Source organism: Mycobacterium sp. M23085, assembly GCF_045343915.1.
In the GTDB taxonomy this organism is placed as follows: domain Bacteria; phylum Actinomycetota; class Actinomycetes; order Mycobacteriales; family Mycobacteriaceae; genus Mycobacterium.
In genome coordinates, this window is record NZ_CP174280.1 from 1573234 (window position 1) to 1593352 (window position 20119).

The 20119-nt window shown below is 69.3% G+C and carries 21 protein-coding genes; 14 read left to right on the forward strand and 7 right to left on the reverse strand.

Annotation, left to right across the window (positions count from 1 at the left end; translation table 11 throughout):
* Together ACIUM1_RS06930 and ACIUM1_RS06935 are read right to left on the reverse strand one after the other, a co-directional pair.
* Positions 1-903: a lysophospholipid acyltransferase family protein gene (locus ACIUM1_RS06930; RefSeq protein WP_406816479.1), complete on the reverse strand. Its 903-nt coding sequence runs from the start codon at positions 901-903 to the stop codon at positions 1-3.
* The gene (locus ACIUM1_RS06935) at positions 900-1745 is read right to left on the reverse strand and encodes a GNAT family N-acetyltransferase (protein ID WP_406816480.1); all 846 of its coding nucleotides are present in this window, start codon (positions 1743-1745) and stop codon (positions 900-902) included. Before ACIUM1_RS06935 ends, ACIUM1_RS06930 begins: the two co-directional genes overlap by 4 nt.
* Positions 1746-1822: 77 nt before the next feature.
* Between ACIUM1_RS06935 and ACIUM1_RS06940 the strand changes: the two genes are divergently transcribed.
* Positions 1823-2200, forward strand: coding sequence for an SRPBCC family protein (locus ACIUM1_RS06940; RefSeq protein WP_406816481.1), 378 nt, complete (start codon positions 1823-1825; stop codon positions 2198-2200).
* 52 nt (positions 2201-2252) lie between these two features.
* Here ACIUM1_RS06940 and ACIUM1_RS06945 read toward each other — a convergent pair whose 3' ends face one another.
* Entirely contained in the window at positions 2253-3209 is a 957-nt protein-coding gene (locus tag ACIUM1_RS06945; RefSeq protein ID WP_406816482.1) for an electron transfer flavoprotein subunit alpha/FixB family protein, read from the reverse strand.
* A gap of 36 nt (positions 3210-3245) precedes the next feature.
* The gene (locus tag ACIUM1_RS06950) at positions 3246-4037 is read right to left on the reverse strand and encodes an electron transfer flavoprotein subunit beta/FixA family protein (protein ID WP_406816483.1); all 792 of its coding nucleotides are present in this window, start codon (positions 4035-4037) and stop codon (positions 3246-3248) included.
* A gap of 284 nt (positions 4038-4321) precedes the next feature.
* Between ACIUM1_RS06950 and ACIUM1_RS06955 the strand changes: the two genes are divergently transcribed.
* From ACIUM1_RS06955 to ACIUM1_RS06970, 4 genes are read left to right on the forward strand one after another with little or no spacing between them, the layout of a single operon-like run.
* Positions 4322-5155 (forward strand): class I SAM-dependent methyltransferase, encoded by an 834-nt coding sequence (locus ACIUM1_RS06955; protein WP_406816484.1) that lies wholly within the window; start codon positions 4322-4324, stop codon positions 5153-5155.
* Positions 5152-6732: a 1,4-alpha-glucan branching protein domain-containing protein gene (locus ACIUM1_RS06960; protein WP_406816485.1), complete on the forward strand. Its 1581-nt coding sequence runs from the start codon at positions 5152-5154 to the stop codon at positions 6730-6732. The genes ACIUM1_RS06955 and ACIUM1_RS06960 overlap by 4 nt, the downstream gene beginning before the upstream one ends.
* 13 nt (positions 6733-6745) lie before the next feature.
* A complete protein-coding gene (locus ACIUM1_RS06965; protein WP_406817571.1) occupies positions 6746-7990 on the forward strand; it encodes a glycosyltransferase family 4 protein in 1245 nt (414 codons plus the stop codon).
* 22 nt (positions 7991-8012) lie between these two features.
* Positions 8013-9368 (forward strand): TIGR01777 family oxidoreductase, encoded by a 1356-nt coding sequence (locus ACIUM1_RS06970; RefSeq protein ID WP_406816486.1) that lies wholly within the window; start codon positions 8013-8015, stop codon positions 9366-9368.
* A gap of 106 nt (positions 9369-9474) precedes the next feature.
* Here the strand turns inward: ACIUM1_RS06970 and ACIUM1_RS06975 are convergent, their stop codons facing one another.
* Both ACIUM1_RS06975 and ACIUM1_RS06980 read right to left on the reverse strand, forming a co-directional pair.
* Positions 9475-10158 carry a phosphodiesterase gene (locus ACIUM1_RS06975; protein ID WP_406816487.1) on the reverse strand — a complete coding sequence of 228 codons (684 nt, stop codon included), beginning with the start codon at positions 10156-10158 and terminating at the stop codon, positions 9475-9477.
* 36 nt (positions 10159-10194) lie between these two features.
* Positions 10195-10932 (reverse strand): hypothetical protein, encoded by a 738-nt coding sequence (locus ACIUM1_RS06980; protein ID WP_406816488.1) that lies wholly within the window; start codon positions 10930-10932, stop codon positions 10195-10197.
* 423 nt (positions 10933-11355) lie between these two features.
* Here ACIUM1_RS06980 and ACIUM1_RS06985 point away from each other — a divergent pair, with 423 nt between their 5' ends.
* Entirely contained in the window at positions 11356-11787 is a 432-nt protein-coding gene (locus tag ACIUM1_RS06985; protein WP_406817572.1) for an STAS domain-containing protein, read from the forward strand.
* Between the two features lie 32 nt (positions 11788-11819).
* Here ACIUM1_RS06985 and ACIUM1_RS06990 read toward each other — a convergent pair whose 3' ends face one another.
* Positions 11820-12308: a MarR family winged helix-turn-helix transcriptional regulator gene (locus ACIUM1_RS06990; protein WP_406816489.1), complete on the reverse strand. Its 489-nt coding sequence runs from the start codon at positions 12306-12308 to the stop codon at positions 11820-11822.
* A gap of 309 nt (positions 12309-12617) precedes the next feature.
* Between ACIUM1_RS06990 and ACIUM1_RS06995 the strand changes: the two genes are divergently transcribed.
* Genes ACIUM1_RS06995 through ACIUM1_RS07030 form a run of 8 tightly spaced genes read left to right on the forward strand, consistent with a single transcriptional unit; the run spans position 12618 to position 20105 of the window.
* Positions 12618-13742: a polyprenyl synthetase family protein gene (locus ACIUM1_RS06995; protein ID WP_406816490.1), complete on the forward strand. Its 1125-nt coding sequence runs from the start codon at positions 12618-12620 to the stop codon at positions 13740-13742.
* A 28-nt stretch (positions 13743-13770) separates the two neighbouring features.
* A complete protein-coding gene (gene crtI / locus ACIUM1_RS07000) occupies positions 13771-15291 on the forward strand; it encodes a phytoene desaturase family protein (protein WP_406816491.1) in 1521 nt (506 codons plus the stop codon).
* Positions 15288-16241 (forward strand): phytoene/squalene synthase family protein, encoded by a 954-nt coding sequence (locus tag ACIUM1_RS07005; RefSeq protein WP_406816492.1) that lies wholly within the window; start codon positions 15288-15290, stop codon positions 16239-16241. Before crtI ends, ACIUM1_RS07005 begins: the two co-directional genes overlap by 4 nt.
* Positions 16238-16561, forward strand: coding sequence for a lycopene cyclase domain-containing protein (locus ACIUM1_RS07010; RefSeq protein WP_406816493.1), 324 nt, complete (start codon positions 16238-16240; stop codon positions 16559-16561). Before ACIUM1_RS07005 ends, ACIUM1_RS07010 begins: the two co-directional genes overlap by 4 nt.
* Positions 16558-16869: a lycopene cyclase domain-containing protein gene (locus ACIUM1_RS07015; RefSeq protein WP_406816494.1), complete on the forward strand. Its 312-nt coding sequence runs from the start codon at positions 16558-16560 to the stop codon at positions 16867-16869. The genes ACIUM1_RS07010 and ACIUM1_RS07015 overlap by 4 nt, the downstream gene beginning before the upstream one ends.
* A complete protein-coding gene (locus tag ACIUM1_RS07020; RefSeq protein WP_406816495.1) occupies positions 16856-17575 on the forward strand; it encodes a class I SAM-dependent methyltransferase in 720 nt (239 codons plus the stop codon). The genes ACIUM1_RS07015 and ACIUM1_RS07020 overlap by 14 nt, the downstream gene beginning before the upstream one ends.
* Positions 17572-19098 (forward strand): FAD-dependent oxidoreductase, encoded by a 1527-nt coding sequence (locus ACIUM1_RS07025; RefSeq protein WP_406816496.1) that lies wholly within the window; start codon positions 17572-17574, stop codon positions 19096-19098. The genes ACIUM1_RS07020 and ACIUM1_RS07025 overlap by 4 nt, the downstream gene beginning before the upstream one ends.
* The gene (locus tag ACIUM1_RS07030; RefSeq protein ID WP_406816497.1) at positions 19095-20105 is read left to right on the forward strand and encodes a DUF5914 domain-containing protein; all 1011 of its coding nucleotides are present in this window, start codon (positions 19095-19097) and stop codon (positions 20103-20105) included. The genes ACIUM1_RS07025 and ACIUM1_RS07030 overlap by 4 nt, the downstream gene beginning before the upstream one ends.
* Positions 20106-20119 lie beyond the last annotated feature (14 nt).

A 20119-nucleotide genomic window follows, 5' to 3' on the forward strand; every position in this document is an offset into this window, starting at 1 on the left:
TCAGGCCACCAGCATGTGGACGTGACCAGCGCGCCGGGCGGTTCCCGCACCCACCGCGGACTGGCACCGGCCGGCCAGGGCGCGCCGGTCGGTTCCCGGGAGCTGCAGAGACTCGATATGCACCCGCGCCAGCGTGCGCGGCACGACCAGCAGTCGGTGGATCGAGCTCAGCAGGGTCTCGTCGCCGACGAACGCCGGCACCGTCGAGGGGCTGCCGTCCACGTGGTGATAGGTCAGCCGCAGCGGCTGCACCGGACGGCCGGCGTCGATGGCGGCCTGGAACATCGCCGGGTAGAAGGCGCCGCGGCCTTGGTGCGATTGCCCGGCTCCTCCTCCGTCCGGTGCCCGGCCGGCATCGTCGCCGGGGTGACCGCACCAGGTGGTGCCCTCCGGAAAGGCGACGACGGTTTGTCCGGCGCGCAATCGGCGGGCGACGGCGTCCACCACACCGGGCAGCCGGCGCAGACTGGACCGCTCGATCGGGATGATCTTCAGGATGCGGGCCACGATCCCGGTCGCCGGCCCGGTGAACATGTCGGCCCGCGCGACGAACGATCCGGGCAGCACCGAACCGATGGCGAACACGTCAAGCCAGGACATGTGCGGGCTGACCACCAACACTCCGCTCAGGTTGCGAATCGGGTTGCCCGTCACGGTGATTCGAACGCCAAGGCAGCGCAGCACCAGGCGGCAGTAGAGGCGCTGCACGCGGGTGCGGCCGGGCAGCGGCACCGCCAGCAGCGGCAGCCCCGGCGCCAACAGCGCGGCCAGCATGAGGCGAAGCGTCACCCGCACCGCCCTGGCCAGCGGCCGCGACGGCACCACGTCACCCGCGCCCACACAGCCGGCATCGCACGATGCGCGCGGTAGCCAGGAGTGCCCGGTGCCCGCGGGGACGTTCATCGCTCGCCGCCCGCCATTTCCGACGCCGCGGACACCGACCGGAGTCGCTTCAGATATCGGGTGTCGGCGTGCTCCTTGCCCAGTAGGACGCAGAAATCGCCGACGCCGAAGTCCGGGTCGTGCGCGGGTTCCCCGCATACCCGGGCGCCCAGCCGCAGGTAGCCGCGCAGCAGCGCCGGAACCGAGGGGCGCGCGGGCGGCGCGATGTCGTCGATGCCCGTCCCGTCGACGACCACCGGCCGATGCGGGAACACCCGGTATTCCGGCGGCGCCGCGTGCCGGCTCAGGATGAAGTCACGCACGCCGCGCAGCTGCGTGCCCGGGGGCTCGCCGGCGCCGCCGATGGGCACCGACACGCACCCGGTCACGTAGTCGTAGCCGTAGCGGTCCAGGTAGGCCAGGATGCCCGCCCACATCAACAGCACGACGCCGCCGTTGCGATGCCCGTCGCGCACCACGGCCCGGCCCATCTCCACCAGTGACGGCCGCAGCGGGTCCAGGGCGCGGATGTCGAATTCGGTGGCGGTGTAGAGCCCACCGGCCGCGACGGCGCCCGCCGGCGCCAACATGCGGTAACAACCGACCAGCTCGCCGGTGTCGTCGTCGCGCACCAGCAGGTGGTCGCAGAACTCGTCGAACCTGTCGACATCCCGTCGTTCCTGGTCGGCCGCCGGGAGTGCGAACCCCGGCGTACTGGTGAACACGTCATAGCGGAGGCGCTGCGCCGCCTCGATCATGCTGGGGTCGGTGGACAGCAACAGCGAATAGCGGGGTGTGGCCGACGCGCTGGTCGCCGTGCCGGTCGAGTTGTCGCTGGGTATGAGGACTGAAGCAATGCTCATGGACCCCAACGTGGCGTAGTCGATGAGCTAGTCGGCATCGATGCTGTGACGTGTCGGTGCACGTGAGGTGACAAACTATGCTGACCGTCGACAAGGACATCGCGGCCGCCCCGGCCGCGGTGTGGCGGCTGCTGGTCGATGTGGACGCCTGGCCGAAGTGGGGCCCGACGATCAGCGGCGCGCGACTCGACGAGCCGTACACCGAGTTGGGCCTGCACGTGACCGGGACGGTGCAGACGTCGCTGCTGGTCTCGGTACCGTTCGTCGTCACCGAGTTCGAGCCCGGCCGGTCCTGGGCGTGGCGGGTGGCCGGCGTGCCCGCCACCCGGCACCGGGTGGACCCGATGGGCGACGGGGCGCGGGCGTCGATCGACGTGCCCTGGTGGGCGGCGCCGTACGCCGCCGTCTGTGCGATCGCGCTGCGCCGCATCGACGCAATGCTGGTTGGGGGCTGACGCAACGCAAAAGCCCCCGGCACCGCGGTGCCGGGGGCTGGAAGGCCGTGACTCAGCCCTTGCGTGCCTTGATCGCCTCGGTCAGCTGCGGAGCGACCTTGAACAGGTCACCCACCACGCCGTAGTCGGCGATCTCGAAGATGGGCGCCTCTTCGTCCTTGTTGACCGCGATGATCGTCTTGGACGTCTGCATGCCCGCGCGGTGCTGGATGGCACCGGAGATGCCCAGCGCGATGTAGAGCTGCGGCGAAACCGTCTTGCCGGTCTGGCCCACCTGGAACTGGCCCGGGTAATAGCCGGAGTCGACGGCGGCGCGTGACGCACCTACGGCCGCACCCAGCGAGTCGGCCAGCTCCTCGACGACGCTGAAGTTCTCCGCGCTGCCGACACCCCGGCCACCGGAGACGACGATGGTGGCCTCGGTCAGTTCCGGACGGTCACCGGCGACCGCGGGCTCGCGGGCGGTGATCTTGGTGGCGTTCTCGGCCGGGGCCGGGACCTCGACCTTGACCTCTTCGCCGGCGCCGGCGGACGGCTCCGCGTCGACGGCTCCGGCGCGCAGCGTGATCACCGGGGTGTCGCCGTTGGCCTGCGCCTCGACGGTGAACGCGCCACCGAAGATGGAGTGGATGGCCTTAGAGCCTTCCTTGACCTCGACGACGTCCACCAGCAGTCCGGATCCGATCCGGGCCGCGAGCCGGCCGGCGATTTCCTTGCCGTCGGCGTTGGCGGCCAGCAGCACCGCCGCCGGGGCGTTCGACTCGGCCAGCGAGGCCAGCACGTCGACCACCGGCGTGATCAGGTACTTGTCCACGTCGTCGGACTCGGCGACGTAGATCTTGGCGGCGCCGGCTTCCTTCAGCGCGTCGGCCAGGGGGGCGGCCGTGCCCGGGGCGCCGACGACGACGGCGGACGGCTCGCCCAGAGCCCGGGCGGCGGTGATCAGTTCGGCGGTGACCTTCTTCACCGCTCCTTCGGCGTGCTCGACGAGCACCAGTACTTCAGCCATGGGTTATCTCGCTCTTCTCGTCTTAGGGGACTCGGGTCAGATGATCTTCTGGGCAACCAGGTACTTGGCGATGTCGTTACCGCCCTCGCCCTCGTCGGTGACCTTCTCACCCGCGGTCTTGGGCGGCTTCGGCGTCGACGAGAGCACGGAGGACCCGGCGTTGGCCAGGCCGACTTCGTCGCTTTCGACCCCGATCTCCGCCAGGGTCAGCACCGTGACCTCTTTCTTCTTGGCGGCCATGATGCCCTTGAAGGACGGGAAGCGCGGTTCGTTGATCTTCTCGGTCACGCTGACCACGGCGGGCAGATTCGCCTCGAGGTTGAAGACACCGTCGTCGGTCTCACGCTCGCCGGTGACCTTGCCGCCCTCGATGGAGAGCTTGCGGACGTGGGTGAGCTGCGGCAGGCCTAGGTACTCGGCGATGATGGCCGGCACCGCGCCGCCGGTACCGTCGGTGGCCTCGTTGCCGGCGATCACCAGCTCGGTGCCCTCGATGGTGCCCAGCGCGCGCGCCAGAGCCCACCCGGTCTGGACCACGTCCGAACCGTGCATGCCGTCGTCCTTGAGGTGGACGGCCTTGTCGGCGCCCATCGACAGCGCCTTGCGGATCGCCTCGGTGGCGCGCTCGGGGCCGGCGGTCAGCACCGTGACCGATCCTTCGCCGCCCTCGCGCTCGCGGATCTGCAAGGCCTCCTCGACGGCGCGCTCGTTGATCTCGTCCAGCACCGCGTCGGCGGCCTCGCGGTCGAGCGTCCAGTCGCCTTCAGACAGCTTGCGCTCCGACCAGGTGTCTGGGACCTGCTTTATCAGGACCACGATGTTCGTCATGAGTGTGGTTCGTCCTCCTCGAAGGGGTCCGCAGCGATCGGCTGCGGGACCTCGGTACGCGTGTTTCGCAACGCACAGCCGTGTTACTACCCGGTAACTTTGTGCGGTATGCCTTCACACCATAGCTGGTCGCTCAGGCCATATTGCCCGCTCCTCCCCCGTCCGCTGCCGCGGTCGGGGTCGTCGCCGGGCGGCACGTTCTCGCGGCCCGTCCGCCGCTGGAGAAGCGGGGGCTCACTTTCCCGGTTCGCGAATCCGACACTTCGCGTTAGCCTGCCTATGCAATGAGCGCACTGGTCCCCGACGCCCCGCAACACGTCCCCGCCGACACCGGCTCGGCGGGCGACGCCGTGATGATGCTGACGGGTGAGCGCACCATCCCGGGTTTGGACATCGAGAATTACTGGTTCCGCCGCCATGAGGTCGTCTACCAGCGGCTTGCCGAGCGCTGCGTGGACGCCGACGTCCTGGAGGCCGGCTGCGGCGAGGGCTACGGGGCGGATCTGATCGCGGGTGTCGCCCGCCGCGTCATCGCGGTGGACTACGACGAGGCCGCGGTGGCCCATGTCCGCCGCCGCTATCCCCGGGTGGACGTCATGCAGGCGAACCTCGCGCGGCTACCGCTGCCCGATGCGTCGGTGGATGTTGTGGTCAACTTCCAGGTGATCGAACACCTGTGGGACCAAACACAGTTCGTCACCGAGTGCGCCCGGGTGCTGCGGCCGTCGGGACTGCTGCTGATGTCGACGCCCAACCGGATCACCTTCTCCCCGGGCCGCGACACCCCGATCAACCCCTTCCACACCCGGGAGCTCAACGCCGCCGAGCTGACCCAGCTGCTCCTCGACGGCGGCTTCGCCGACGTTGCGGTCAGCGGCCTGTTCCACGGCCCGCGGCTGCGCGAGATGGATGCCCGGCACGGCGGGTCGATCATCGACGCGCAGATCCAGCGGGCAATGGCCGCTGACCAAGGGGCTCCGTGGCCGCCCCAGCTGGTGGCCGACGTCGCCGCCGTCACCACCGAGGACTTCGACTTGGTGGAAGCCGGCGCGGGTGCGGGCACCGGTCACCACATCGACGACAGCCTCGACCTGATCGCGATCGCGGTAGCGCCGTGACCGCACCGCAGCACCGGGTCCCCGGCCTGTTCACCCTGGTTTTGCACACCCACCTGCCCTGGCTGGCCCACCACGGCCGCTGGCCGGTCGGCGAGGAATGGCTGTATCAATCCTGGGCGGCGGCGTACCTGCCGCTGATGCGCGTGCTGAACACGTTGGCCGGCGAAGATCGCCGGGGCGTGCTCACCCTGGGCGTCACGCCGGTGGTGAACGCCCAGCTCGACGACCCGTACTGCCTGGACGGCATGTATCACTGGCTGGCCAACTGGCGGCTGCGCGCGCTGGAGGCCACCAGCGTGCGGTCCGCTCCCCGCTCCAAGTCGGCCGGCTACTCGTCCTGCACACCGGAAGCCTTGCGCGCCTTGGGTATTCGTGAGTCCGCCGAGGCGCAGCGGGCGCTGGATGACTTCGCTACCCTGTGGCGGCACGGCGGCAGCCCGCTGCTGCGCAGCCTGCTGGACGCCGGCACGGTGGAGCTGCTGGGCGGCCCGCTGGCCCATCCGTTCCAACCGCTGCTGGCGCCGCGGCTGCGCGAGTTCGCGCTGCACGAGGGTCTGGCCGACGCGCAAGCGCGGCTGGCGCACCTCCCGCGCGGGATCTGGGCGCCCGAGTGCGCCTACGCGCCCGGCATGGAGCACGACTATTCGGATGCGGGTGTCACCCATTTCATGGTTGACGGCCCGTCGCTGCACGGCGACACCGCGCTGGGCCGGCCGGTCGGCGACACCGACGTGGTCGCCTTCGGGCGCGATCTGCAGGTCAGCTACCGGGTGTGGTCACCGAAATCCGGCTACCCCGGGCACGCGGCGTACCGCGACTTCCACACCTACGACCACCTCACCGGCCTCAAGCCGGCCAGGGTGACGGGCCGCAACGTGCCTTCCGAGGACAAGGCGCCCTACGATCCCGAGCGCGCCGACCACGCGGTCGACGCGCACGTCGCCGACTTCGTCGACGTGGTCCGCAACCGCCTGCTCTCGGAGTCCGAACGCATCGGACGACCCGCGCATGTCGTCGCCGCCTTCGACACCGAGCTGTTCGGTCACTGGTGGTACGAGGGCCCGATGTGGCTGGAGCGGGTGCTGCGGGCCTTGCCCGAAGCCGGTATTCGGGTCGGCACCCTGACCGACGCGATCGCCGACGGCTTCGTCGGGAAGCCGGTGGCCCTGCCGCCCAGCTCGTGGGGCTCGGGGAAGGACTGGCAGGTGTGGGCCGGCGACCAGGTCGCCGATCTGGTCGCGCTGAACAGCGAAGTGGTCGACATGGCACTGAGCACCGTCGACAAGGCGCTGTCCCAGACGGCGTCGCTGGACGGCCCCATTCCCCGCGACCATGTCGCGGATCAGATCCTGCGCGAAACGCTGCTCACCGTCTCCAGCGACTGGCCGTTCATGGTGAGCAAGGATTCGGCCGCCGACTACGCCCGCTACCGCGCCCACTTGCACGCGCACGCCACCCGCGAGATCGCCGACGCGCTCGCCTCGGGCCGCCGCGACACCGCACAGCGGCTGGCGGAGGGATGGAACCGCGCCGACGGGCTTTTCGGCGCCCTCGATGCCCGCAGGCTCCCCCGATGAGGCGGGCGGCGGCGTGAAAATCCTGATGGTGTCGTGGGAATACCCACCGGTGGTGATCGGCGGGCTCGGCCGGCACGTGCATCACCTGTCGACCGCGCTGGCCGCCGCCGGTCACGACGTCGTCGTGCTGTCCCGACGTCCGACCGGCACCGATCCGCGCAGCCATCCGTCGTCCGACCACATCAGCGAGGGCGTCCGGGTGATCGCGGCCGCCCAGGATCCGCACGAATTCAACTTCGGCACCGACATGATGGCCTGGACGCTCGCGATGGGCCACTCCATGATCCGCGCCGGTCTACCGCTGACCGAGCCGGGCACCAACCGCGCCTGGCGGCCCGACGTCGTGCACGCCCACGATTGGCTGGTGGCCCACCCGGCGATCGCGCTCGCCCAATTCTATGATGCGCCAATGGTTTCCACCATTCATGCCACCGAAGCCGGTCGGCATTCCGGCTGGGTCAGCGGCGCGATCAGCCGCCAGGTGCACGCGGTCGAATCGTGGCTGGTGCGTGAATCCGACTCGCTGATCACATGTTCGGCGTCGATGGCCGACGAGATCACCGAACTGTTCGGGCCCGGCCTGGCCGAGATCACGGTGATCTGCAACGGTATCGAGACGGCCCGCTGGCCCTTCGCGCCGCGGCGGCCACGCACCGGGCCGGCCGAGCTGCTCTACCTAGGCCGGCTGGAGTACGAGAAGGGGGTGCACGACGTCATCGCCGCGTTGCCGCGGATCAGGCGCAGCCATCCCGGCACCACACTGACCATCGCCGGTGAGGGTACCCAGCAGGGCTGGCTTATCGAGCAGGCCCGTAAACACCGGGTGCTCAGGGCAATCCGGTTCGTCGGGCACCTCGAGCACGCCGAGCTGTTGACCGTCTTGCATCGCGCCGACGCCGCGGTGCTGCCCAGTCACTATGAGCCGTTCGGCATCGTGGCGCTGGAGGCGGCCGCGGCCGGCACTCCCCTGGTGACGTCGGACATCGGCGGCTTGGGCGAGGCGGTGATCAACGGCCAGACCGGGGTGTCGTGCCCGCCCCGCGATGTGGCCCGGCTGGCCGCGGCGGTGCGGACCGTGCTCGACGACCCGCAGGCCGCGCAGCGGCGTGCCTACGCCGCACGCGAACGACTCACGTCGGACTTCGATTGGCACACGGTGGCCGACAAGACCGCCCAGGTGTACCTGTCGGCCAAGCGCGGCGTGCGGCAGCCGCAGGCCCGGCTGCCTATCGTCGAACACGCCTTGCCGAATCGCTAGTACCCTCCCTAACGTTTCAGGGATGGGGCTGGACTATTCGAGCGTCGTGGACGCTGCGATCACCGACGTTTTCGATTGGTATGCCAGGCCCGGGGCGTTCGGCCGGCTCTCGCCGCCCTGGCAGCCGATGCGGCTGGTCACCGAGGCCGACTCACTCAAGGACGGGCGGGCCACGCTGGCCCTGCCCGGGGGGCTGCGTTGGGTCGCCGTCCATCGGCCTGACTGCTATGACCCGCCACAGCGTTTCGCCGACACCATCGGCGGTGACGGGCTGGCGACCCTTCCGGCCCGAATGGCCATGCGCTGGAATCACATCCACGAATTCGAAGACCTCGGCGGCGACCGCACGCGGGTGATCGACCGCGTCGACACCCCGGTGCCCGGATCGCTGCTGCGGCCCATGTTCGAATACCGGCACCGGCAGCTGGCCGACGACCTGGCCGCTCACCGGCTGGCCGCCGAGAACGGCCTGCGGCCTCTCACGATCGCCGTCACCGGATCGTCGGGGCTGGTGGGTTCGGCACTGACCGCCTTCCTGCGCACCGGTGGGCACCGGGTGATCCAGCTGGTCCGGCACGCCGCGCGCGGCGCCGATCAACGACAGTGGAACCCAGAGCATCCCAACCCTCGGCTCTTCGACGGGATCGACGCGGTGATCCATCTGGCGGGCGCATCGATCGCCGGCCGGTTCACCGATGAACACCGGCAGATGGTCCGGGACAGCAGGATTGGGCCCACCGCCCGGCTGGCCGAATTGCTGGGCGGCGGCGAGCCCCGGCCCGCGGTGCTGATCTCGGCGTCGGCGATCGGCTACTACGGCTACGACCGCGGTGACGACACCCTCACCGAGGACAGCGATCGCGGGGACGGATTCCTGGCTGATGTGGTGGCCGACTGGGAGGACGCGACCGAGCCCGCGCAGCAGGCGGGGCTGCGGGTGGTGCAGGTGCGCACCGGCATCGTGCAATCGCCCGCCGGCGGCACGCTGAAGCTGATGCGTCCGCTGTTCAGCGCCGGACTGGGTGGCCGGCTCGGTGACGGTCGGCAATGGCTGTCCTGGATCGGGCTCGACGACCTGCTGGACGTTTACCACCGCGCGCTGTGGGACGAGACGCTGTCAGGTCCGGTGAATGCCGTTGCGCCGCAACCTGTTCGAAACGGCGAGTACACCGCCACCCTGGCGCGGGTGTTACACCGGCCGGCGGTGTTGCCGGTGCCGTCGCTGGGGCCTCGGCTCCTGCTGGGCGTGCAGGGTGCCCGCGAACTGGCGTGCGCGAGCCAGCGCGTGGCGCCCGCCAAGCTCGCCGCCGCCGGGCATCGGTTCCGCCAACCGGACCTGGACGGGGCGCTGCGTCACCTGTTGGGGCGCACCGGCTGACGAGTCCTTGGACAGTTCACGGCACCCGCCGTGCCCGAGTCATGAAGAAACCCATCGATGAGGTCGGTCAGGGCCGCCACCGATTCCCACCCCTCAGCACGAGCGGCTACTCTTCGGCATCTCTGCCGTCGCGGCTGTGCTGATAGGCGCGGGCGCGCAGATCGGCCAGCCACCGCGGGTGCAGGCTCAAGCCGGGCGCCGTGTTGAGGACGGGATCGAACGACACGTCTTGTGCGTGCTCGGGATCGATGGCGGTGGTCAGCGTCATTCGGGCCAGCGGTGTGAAATCGCCCCTGCCGCAGGCCTGGTCGACTGTCAGCTCGATGTTGCCGCGCTCGAGCGTGGCCCGGACGCTGTCCAAAGACAACCCCGTGCCGCCGATTTCGCTCGACGTTCGGGCCCGAAGCCACCAATTGTCGTTCCGGTAGTGCAACGGCATCAGCGTCGTCAGGGTTTGACCGTTCCAGGACGTGGCCGGCCGGAGCGCCACGGCGCGGGCCAGCCAGCCCGAGCCGGACGAGACGAGCAGGATGTCCCACGGCTTATCGCCGGGCTGCGATGCGGGCAGCCGGAAGGCCAACCCGATGAAGTCGGGCAGCGCCCCGGGCGTGCCGGTGGCCTTCGACACGCGCGCAACAATTTCCGACGACGCGATCGGCAAACCCTGGGCCGCAGGCGCAACGCGCTCGATGAAGCCCTCCGCGAGCACCCCGGTCGGATGGAAGAACCGCTTGCCCCGGAGTGCGGAGCCCCACTGAAATGGCAACGCCACAAGATCGAGAACGTTCACCGGCAGCGGATTCCCACTCCGGGGCGGAGGAAACAATTACCGCGCCTCGCCAGCGCTTGTGTGCCGGCTGATCATTCGCAGCGGCGGCGGTTGTTGTTTTTGTGGGCTGTAGGTGTGGCTGTCGATGTAGACCTGCGCCATGACCGCCTGCCACGACTCGATCTGGGGCGAGGACTTCCAGGTGCCCTCCACCAACCCCACGATCACGGCATTGTTGTCGGCGGTCAGCGTGTAGACCGGACCACCGAAGTCCCTGCTGTCGGAGGCCATGTCGGTGATGGCGAAGCGGCCGTTGCTCACCGAGCTCACCGAGCCACAGCGTTGGCCCGTCGCCCTGCGCAGCTGGCACACGGGCATTCCGGGTTGCGCCCGCATGCCGGGGGCGGATCCCAGATGCCGTCCGGTCGGTAGCACATCGGTGGCGGTCACGTCCGGTGCGATCGCAATGACTTCGTATTCCACGGGCAGCATCGAGGTGTCGGCGGTGGAGTCGGGGTCGACCTGGCGGCGGCCCAGGACCACGCTGCCGACCGGCTTGCGGTCACGGTCGGTCACCAAGGACTGCCCGCCGTCGCATTGGCCGCTGGTCAGGGCGACCCGTAACCGCGGCTCGACCACGCCCACCATGCAAACCGCGCTGCCTTGGCGGATCTCCATGCCGGGAAACACCGTGCGGGCGGGGTCGGCGGCTGCCTGAGCGGGGGCGGCAACGAGCGCCGTGGTGAATGCGGATGAGATCGCTAGCCGGTACCACCGGCGGCCCAGCTGTTCCATTGGGGCGCACCACCCCTCACGTCCATCAGGGGGTCCATCGCGATTGCTGCTCGACACGCGCATACCCGCCGTCGGTCCGGCCAAACCGGTCGGTGCGGCCGTCAAGCGAACGGGTTTTGGTTGCCAAAGGGCCGGGAAACGAAGACTTCGCCGGTGCGCGGCCGTCGGTCCGTGCTGGAAAGCGCTGGTCGGGCTCGCGCCGCGGGCGCGGGGCCGACCGGGTTGTTGCAGCATTTCGATATCTGGGCCCTCACCTGGGGCGGTAGGCTGCCGACAGGTTGAGTTCACAGCTGCGTCTCTAACGGGAGCGGTGTGCAGAACACCGTTCACTCCCGACTCGCCCCACATCAGATAGGCGCTTTCATGGCTGCTATTCGCTCCGCAAATTCAGCGGACCAACAAGACCCCGCTCGGTGCCGGCACCTGGCCCACTACGACCGGGCGCACCTCTATGTCTATGCCCGCAGCCTGGGCACCGTGCTGCGCGTCGACGGCGAAATCGACGCCTCGAACGCGAAGGCCCTCACCGAGGCGATCCAAAAATTCGCCCGGCTCAAGACTCCCCTGGTGCTTGACCTGAGCCATCTGCGCTTTGTCAGCGTGGAGGGTTTTCGGGCGTTGCTGCAGCTCAACGACGAACTGCGCAAGGCGCGCGTGTACTGCAGCGTGGTCGGCGGCGCGGCGTTTGGTCGGCTGCTGAGGATCGTGCATCACAATGGTCTGTCGATGGCCGACTCGGTGCCCGAGGCTTTTCAGAACGTCGACGACATCCTGCGGGCGAGACGACAGTTGCTGTCGGATTTGGCCCGGCCACGACCCGCTCAGGCTCAGCCCACACACAGTGCCGCGTCGTGATACTGGGCTAACCCGTTGCGCTGGTGAGGGTTTCACTCACCACCCAACTCCTCCCGAAAACGCCGCAGCGCGTGGATCAGCGCGGCGAAAACTCGGTGCGCGGCCGTCAGGTCCGCATCCGGTAGGTCGGCCAGCGCGACTCGCGCGTGGGCGTTCAGCGGACCGAAGAACGACCGAGCGGTGGTTAAACCGGATTCATCGTTGCGCAGCACCACCTTTCGCCGGTCGACGGGGTGGCCGTCGCGACGGATGTGGCCGGCATCGATCAGCCGGTCAACCAGATAGGTGATCGCCGAACCCGACAGCCCCATCAATTGGCGGAGGTCACTCGAGGTCATCGGCCGCCCGTCGACCTCGGCCACCATGATGTAGAGCAACGCACGAAAATCATTGGGGTGCAGACTATGTAGCAGCGCGAACAATCGGCCGATCTGATCGGACTCGGTTGAGAGTTCCCGCAGATCGGCCGAGATCAGTGACTCCAGCTCGTCACGACCGCAGCGCCGCGCATGATCGTCCATACGCTGCGAGCATATCGCTCATCGGAGAGGTATTTCAGTTACTTAATGTTCTAGCCGAGCCGTGGACGGCCGCACCGGGACCGCGACCGCGCCCCGTCCGTCGCCTCGACTGGCGCACGCCGGTGAAGTTCATTAAATTAATGTTTAAGTTTTTGAACAAGATGGGTATGTCGTAGCGGGCGACGCGAGGGTCTCGTCTGACGGTCGGCGCCGTGGTTTTGCCCGCCTCATCAGCGGGTATGACGCCGGTGTTTAGACCGCGCAGGCCTGGTCACACCAGGCCGTCCGTGGAGGGAGCGGTTGGGAACTATGAGAACTTTGTCGTTTTCACCCGCCACGGCGTCACCGCCCGTGGCGATCGGCTGGCTGAGCGCTGACGACTTCGAAGCATGGCGATCGAACCTGCGGCGGATGGTGTTGGGCGACGTCGCCGATTTCGTCGTCGCCCGACGTGTCGGCGAACTGGACGACGCGCGCATCGACGCCGCCGGCGACATTCTGGTTCAGTTCGTCTCTGGCGGTAAATGCCTGCGGTCGACTTTCGTGTACCTGGGCTGGCTGTGCGGCGCACCGCCCGACGACGCAGCACGGCGGGCCGCGGCCAGTTTCGAGTTGCTGCACGCCTTTGCGTTGCTGCATGACGACGTCATGGACGGTTCCGACGAACGGCGCGGCCGGCCGTCGGCGCATCGGCAATTCGGCCAGTGGCATCGGGAGCGCGGGTTGTCCGGCTCGTCGCGGCGATTCGGTGAATCGGCCGCCATTCTGCTGGGCGACCTCTGCCTCATCTGGGCCGAACAGATGCTGCGGGACAGCGGCGTCGAGCCCCGACGCCTGCACCGCGCGTGGCCGCGCTACGACGCGATGCGCACCGAGCTCGCCGTCGGGCAATTCGCCGACCTGACCAACGACGCGCGACAAGCGCCGGGCCTGGACGTCGTGCTCGACGTGGCACGGCGTAAATCGGGCAACTACACGGTGCGCCGGCCGCTGGAAATCGGCGCCGCCATGGGCGAATGCGACGATCGAACGCTGTCCCAACTGGGCCGCTACGGCGCCGCCGTCGGCGAGGCATTCCAGCTTCGCGACGACGTGCTCGGTGTTTTCGGCTCGCCTGCCGTAACCGGCAAGCCCGGTGCCGGCGATCTGCTCGAGCGCAAAGCGACCAGCGTCGTGGTGGCCGCCCACCAACTGGCCGATGCGCCCACCCGGCGCGAGCTCGTCGAGTTGGCGAATCGTGAGACCCTCGACGACAAGGCGATCGACCGGTGGAAGGCGCTGATCGTCGAGACGGGAGCGGTGCAGCTGATCGAGCGGATGATCGGTGACCGCGTCGCTTCCGCGTGCGACCATCTCGGCGACTTGCCGATCGACGAGCCCGTTCGCACCGCGCTGGCCGAAATGGCGGCCGTCTGCACGGATCGCGCCGAATGAGTAGTACCGACCAGGGAGCATGCTGATCATGCGGAGCATCGACGGGCGCACCGATCACGTGGTGGTGGTCGGCGCCGGGCTGGCCGGCCTTTCGGCGGCGCTGCACCTGGCCGGCCGCGGACGCGCGGTCACGGTGCTGGAACGCGAGCCGTGGCCGGGCGGGCGGGCCGGTCGCCTCGACATCGACGGCTACCGGATCGACACCGGGCCGACGGTGCTGACCATGCCGGACATCATCGACGAGACGTTCGCGGCTGTGGGCGAGCGGATCGCCGACCGGATGGAGTTGTTGACGGTCGATCCGGCGTACCGCGCCGTGTTCGCCGACGGCAGTGCGCTCGACGTGCACAGTGACGCCGATCGGATGGCCGACGCCGTCGCAGAGTTCGCCGGCTCCGGGCAGGCAGCGGGCTACCGGCGACTGCGGGAGTGGCTGACGCGGTTGTACCGCACCGAATTCGACGGCTTCATCGCCGCGAACTTCGATTCGCCGCTGTCGCTGCTCACCCCGCAGTTGGCGCGGCTGACCGCACTCGGCGGTTTCCGCAAGTGGGACCGGATGGTCAAGCGCTACATCAGTGATGCGCGGTTGCAGCGGATCTTCACCTTCCAGTCGCTATACGCCGGCGTGGCGCCGCGCGACGCCCTGGCGGTGTACGCGGTGATCGCGTACATGGACACCATCTCGGGTGTGGTATTCCCCCGCGGGGGCGTGCGCGCGCTGCCCGACGCACTGGCCGCGGCCGCCGCCGACGCCGGCGTCCGGTTCTGTTACGGCGCAACCGTTACCGCGCTCGAACGCACCGGCGGGCGGGTCACCGCCGTGCTGACCGAGCAATCCGGACGCATCGCCTGCGACGCGGTGGTGCTGACCACCGAGCTGCCGCAGACCTACGCACTGCTGGGCCGCACACCGCGGCGTGCGTTGCGGCTGCGGCCCTCCCCCTCGGCCGTCGTGGCGCACTTGGGTTGTCCCGCCGTGGCCTCCGATACGGCCCACCACACCATCCTGTTCGGTGCGGCATGGGATCAGACGTTCACCGACATCGTCCGCGACGGACAACTCATGCGGGACCCGTCGTTACTGGTCACCCGGCCGACGGCCAGCGACCCGACCCTGGCTCCCGAGGGGCGCGACCTGCTCTACGTGCTCGCCCCCGCGCCGAACCTGGATCGGGGCACCATCGATTGGGCCGGTACCCGCGACGCCTATGTCGAAGACATAATCGCGCATGTCGCCGATCGACTGCTGCCCGGTTTACCTTACGGCGCAACGGTTTTGGACGTCGTCACGCCGGCCGACTGGGCGCGCCGGGGCATGGCGGCGGGCAGCCCGTTCGCGCTCGCCCATACCTTCGGTCAGACCGGACCGTTCCGGCCGGGCAACATGGTGCGCGGCATCGATAACGCGGTGCTCGCCGGGTCCTCAACGGTGCCCGGTGTCGGCGTTCCGACCACGCTGATCTCCGGGCGGCTCGCCGCCGACCGCATCACCGGCATCCCCAAGCGATCGACCGCGCACTTCGACCTGAGAGCCGGCTTGCCATGATGCGCGGCGAGCTGGCCGCGGCCGGAATCGACGATCCGCTGCTACGCGACGGGTACCGCCGATGCCGCGAACTCAATGCCGCGCATGGCCGCACCTTCTTTCTGGCCACCCGGCTGCTCGCGCCCGACCAGCGGCCGCCGGTGCACGCGCTGTACGGCTTCGCCCGGTACGCAGACGACATCCTCGACGATCTCGACCCGGGCGTCGGCGCCGACGTCCGGGGCCGGCGACTGCAGCGGCTGGCGGAGCGGTTCTTCTCCGACGGCGCTCACCTGGATGACCCGCTGGTCGCCGCGGTAGCCGACACCGTGCGGCGCTATCAGATCAGCGCCGGGCTGTTCGAGGACTTTTTGGCTTCGATGCGGATGGACCTCACGGTCACCGACTATCCCGACCGCAAGGCCCTCAATCACTACATGCGGGGCTCGGCGGAAGCCATTGGGCTGCAAGTGCTTCCGATATTGGGAACCGTGACGCCGGTGCGGGAGGCCGAGCCGTACGCCGCCGCGCTGGGCCGGGCGTTCCAGCTCACCAATTTCCTGCGTGACATCGACGAGGACCTGCAGCGTGGCCGGGTGTATCTGCCGGCCGACGAACTGGCCGCCGACGGCGTAGACCGAGAGCTGTTGATGTGGTGCCACGCGCACCGCCGCACCGATCCGCGGGTACGGCGGGCCTTGGTCGGCCAGCACGAAATCACCCGGCAGACTTACCGGTTCGCAGTGCAGGGAATCGCCACGCTTGCTCACCGCTCGCGACCGTGCGTGGCGACCGCGGCCGCATTGTATTCAGAGATCTTGGACTGCATCGAACGAAGCGACTTCGCGGTGTTCGACCACCGCGCCACCGTCGGCCAGGTGCGACGGCTTCGAGTCGCCGGCGCGGGACTGATACGGTCGTGGCGGGCGCGGAACAGCGCGCGGGGCGTTCGTCTATCGGGGGCCGAATGAGCGATCGGTGGCAATACCTGGCGGTGCTCGCCGCATGCCTGGTGATCACCGCGCCGCTGGAAATCTTCGGTCCCGGCGTTTACCGGCAGTGGCGACGGGCCGTCAAGGCCGTCGTGCCGGTGGCCGCGGTGTTTCTGATCTGGGATGAGATCGCGGTCGCCGCGCACGTGTGGACCTACGACCGCGCCTACCTGTGCGGCGTGACCATCCCATTCCGGGTGCCGATCGAAGAGGTGCTGTTTTTCCTCGTCATTCCGGTGTGCGGGTTACTGACCTACAACGCGGTGAGCACCATCCTGGGCAAGGCGCACCGCCGATGACCGGGCTCGGCTACACCCTGCCGGCCGCGCTTGCGGTATTGCTGGTCTGCGCACTGGAATTGGCGGTACTGCGGACCGGGCTCTTCCGGCGGCCGGCGTACTGGCTGTCGATGCTGATCGTGTTGGGGTTCCAGATCCCGGTGGACGGCTGGCTGACCAAGCTCAGCTCGCCCATCGTCAGCTACGACGATCGGCAGCTGAGCGGCGTGCGTTTCCCGTTCGACATCCCGATCGAAGATTTTCTGTTCGGCTTCGCGTTGGTCACCGCGGTGCTGCTGCTGTGGGAGCGGCAACGTGCGCGTCGGTGATGCGGGCCCCGCCGAGCTGGCGGCCGCGTTCGACGCGGGCGCGCCGGCCTACGACCGGCTGGTCGGCTCCAGCCCCGGCTATCACCAGCAGCTGTCCTTATCCGCCCGCCGGATGCGGATTCCGGCGCGCGGCAAGGGATTACGGTTGCTCGATGCCGGGTGCGGCACCGGCGCCTCGACGGCCGCGCTGCTCGCCGTCGCGCCGGAGGCCGACATCGTCGCCGTCGACGCGTCGCGGGGAATGCTCGACGCGGCGCGTGCCAAGGACTGGCCCGCATCGGTGCGCTTCGTGCACACCCCCGTCGAACGGCTGGCCGATCACGGGATCACCGGACCATTCGACGGCATCCTGGCCGCGTACCTGATCCGCAACGTCGCCGACCGAGACGCCCAGCTGCGCAGGTTTCGCGATTTGTTGCGTCCGGGCGGCACGCTGGCGGTGCACGAATATTCGGTTCGCGACTCCCGCGCGGCCACCCGCGTCTGGCACCTCGTGTGTTGGGGCATCATCATCCCCGCCGGGTGGTGGCGCACCAGGGACACCGGGCTGTATCGCTACCTGTGGCGCAGCGTGCTGGCGTTCGACGGCGCCGCGCGATTCCGGGCGCGCCTCGCCGACGCCGGCTTCACCGCGGTGCACAGCGAGACGATGCCCGGCTGGGAAGCCAACATCGTGCACACCTTCCTGGCAGATGCGCCGCTATGACCGCCGACCGCCGCCGCCGAACCTTCGCCGCGCCAACGGGATTGCCGGATGCCGATGCGTTGCCGTCGCGCCCGCGGGTGGCCGTCGTCGGCGGCGGGATCGCCGGGCTGACCGCCGCCACCGGGCTGGCCGAGCGCGGTGTCGCCGTCGAGGTCATCGAAAGCGAGCCCTACCTCGGCGGCCGGGTCGGCGGCTGGACCGAGCGGGACGACGGCGCCGAGCTCGCGATGAACCGCGGCTTTCACGCGTTCTTCCGGCAGTACTACAACCTGCGCGCCCTGCTGAGCCGCATCGACCCGCAACTGCGGATGCTCACTCCCGTCGAGGATTACCCGCTGATCGACGGAGCGGGGCGGCGCGACAGCTTCCGCGGCCTGCCGCGTACCCCACCGTGGAACGCGGTGATGTTCGCCGCGCGCAGCCCGACGTTCCGGCTTCGGGACTTCACCCGCATCGACGCCCGCGCGGCCGCACCACTGGCCGCCGTGTCGGTGCCGGGCACCTATCAGCGCCTGGACCACACCGACGCCGCGACCTTCCTCGAGGACATCCGATTCCCCGAGGCCGCACGGCATCTGGCGTTCGAGGTGTTCTCCCGCAGCTTCTTCGCCGACCCCGCCAAGCTCTCCGCGGCCGAGTTGGCGACCATGTTCCACATCTACTTCCTGGGGTCTTCCGAAGGCCTGATCTTCGATGTGCCGAACGCGAATTACGACAGCGCCCTGTGGCAGCCCCTGCGCGGCTACCTCGAGGGGCGCGGCGTTCGGTTCCGGCTCGCCACCAAAGTCCTGAGCATCGAGACGGAGCCGGCGCGGCCCTTCCGGGTGCATACCGATTCCGATGCCCCCGCCGACGTCGACGCCGTCGTATTGGCCGCCGACATCGCGGGCTTACAGCGGATCGTCGCGGCGTCGAGCGACCTGGGGACCGAGGACTGGCGCACCAAGATAGCGCGGCTTCGCACCGCCCCGCCGTTCGCCGTGCATCGGCTGTGGCTCGACCGCCCCGTCGCGGCGCACCGGCCCGCCTTCCTGGGCACGGCCGGCCACGAACCACTCGACAACATCAGCGTGCTGGATCGCTACGAACGCGAGGCGCGCAACTGGGCCGCCGCACATCACGGCTCGGTCGTCGAACTGCACTCGTATGCACTGGATTCCGCACCGCCCCGGGACAAGGCGTTACGGCAACTGCACCGGATATATCCGGAAACCGCGGCCGCACGGATCGTCCACGAGAAGCTGCTGCATCGCAGCGACTGCCCGCTGTTTTCGCCCGGCTCCTACCCCTGCCGGCCCCCGGTCATCACGCCCACGCCGGGCTTGTTGCTGGCCGGCGACGCCATCCGCATCGACTTGCCGGTGGCACTCATGGAGCGCGCGGCCACCACCGGCTGGTGCGCCGCAAACCAACTCCTGCAACGATGGGGATTAGCCGGACATCCGTTGGCCACGGTACCCACCCAGGGCCGGTCACCACTGCTGCGCTGGCTGGCCGCCCGCGAAAGAGCCAACCGAGCATGAACATCCGCGAACAGCTCCAACAGCGCCTGTCTGCCACCCGGGCCAAAGGATGGCCGCTGCAAGTGATTCCGCGCATGTCATGGGCGGAGCAGCGCCCGACATATCGTGACGCGCAGCCCGCCATCATCGAGGCAGCCCTGCAGCGCTCCCAGCGCAGACCCACCGGGAACTGGTATGCATTCGCCGCCAGCGAGCAGGTGCCCGGCGGGCGGCCGTTCGGCACGCGCGTCGCCGGTGTCGAGGTCGTCGCCTGGCGCGACGAGCGGGGCCGGCTGTGTGTGGGGCCGCGCAGTTGTCCCCACCTGGGCGCCGACCTCGCCACCGGCACCGTGCACCGGGGCACGCTGATTTGCCGCTGGCACGGGCTGACGCTGGACGGACACGCTCGCGAATTCGGCTGGAGCCCACTGCCCAGTCACGACGACGGCGTCCTGGCATGGGTGCGGCTCGACGCGGTGGGCAAGGAGGAGCCGCTGGACCGCCCGGTGATTGCGCAGCGGCCGACCGGGGGCACCCTGAGCGCGGTCGCCCGCGCGGTGGGTGTCTGTGAACCGAGCGACATCGTCGCCAACCGCCTCGATCCGTGGCACGGCGCGTGGTTTCACCCCTACTCGTTCACCCGGCTCGACGTGCTCACGACGCCGACCGAACAAGCCGACCGATTCCTGGTGGCGGTGACGTTCCGGATGGGACGCCTGGGGGTGCCCGTGGTCGCGGAATTCAGCTGCCCGCAGGCCCGTACCATCGTCATGCGCATCGTGGACGGCGAAGGCACCGGCAGCGTCGTCGAAACCCACGCCACGCCAATGGGTTCGGGCCCCGACGGCCGGCCCCGCACCGCCGTCCTGGAAGCCACCATCGCGCATTCGGATCGGCCCGGTTTCACCCGTGCCGCCCGAGCGGCGCCGCTGATCACACCCCTTATGCGCTATGCGGCCACCAGGCTCTGGCGCGACGACCTCGCCTATGCCGAACGCCGCTACCAGGTCCGTGCCGGACTCGGATAACCGGGCCCCGGCGC